Raw genomic sequence first — 823 nt, 5'->3', positions numbered from 1 at the left:
TTGAATGGGTTCATGTCCTGCTCCTTCAGTAAAAGGGGACGATAAGTCTACCACCACCGACTATTTGCAACAGTGCCTACGAAAGTAAGCAAAACCATTAACGGACAGCCGGATCATTCCGTACACCACTTACGGTTGACGTGTTCCCCGTTGATAAACACTCGGTAATTTAGTACTACACCCTCACCAATGAGAACAATTACGAACTTCCGCTGTTTGCTCACAACGGACCTTTCCTAAACTTAGGTCCGTTGTGAGCAAACAGCGGAAGTTGCTATGAGCAGTCGGTGTWCATTAACAGCGAAAAAGTCACGAGTAGCAATAACCATATAGGTTTACCGACGGTACCRGCGTACYCWTTTCTCCCGCTTCRGKGCAAARACAAYSTGCYCTTCGGTRAATCGTGACTTTTTCATCGGCACMWCCTCYGTTCAGGGGAGTSWTTATCATGCCGGAATTCTGTTTCTGAATGGARCAGGATTTTGGGGTAGGGTCACTCAGTGTTGCGCCCTGATAAATGCGCATCAGCAACTGAACGATGAGCGTCATAGCGGCAGGTCGACAGGAACAACTGCAGGCTCGACGTTGCGACAGACCGGTCGCATCACACATCAACACCACAGCTTCCCGCTTCTGGTCTGTCGTCAGTACTTTCGCCCAAGAGCCACCTGTAGCGCCTCCTTATCCAGCATGGCTTCGGCAAGCAGATTCTTGAGTCTGGTGTTCTCTTCCTCAAGCGACTTCAGGCGCTTAACCTCAGGCACCTCCATACCGCCATACTTCTTACGCTAGGTGTAAAACGTGGCGTCGGAAATGGCATGCT

Annotated in this window: 1 pseudogene; it reads right to left on the bottom strand. The window is 50.1% G+C overall.

The window, feature by feature from the left end:
* Positions 1-496: 496 nt before the first annotated feature.
* Positions 497-823, bottom strand: a pseudogene (locus tag AC1DUO_RS25645) (transposase); the annotation flags it as partial.

The sequence above is a fragment of the Rahnella sp. P4_A8 genome, from assembly GCF_056402435.1.
The sequence above is the reverse complement of the archived record's forward strand: the minus strand, read 5'-3'. Positions and strand labels throughout refer to the sequence as shown.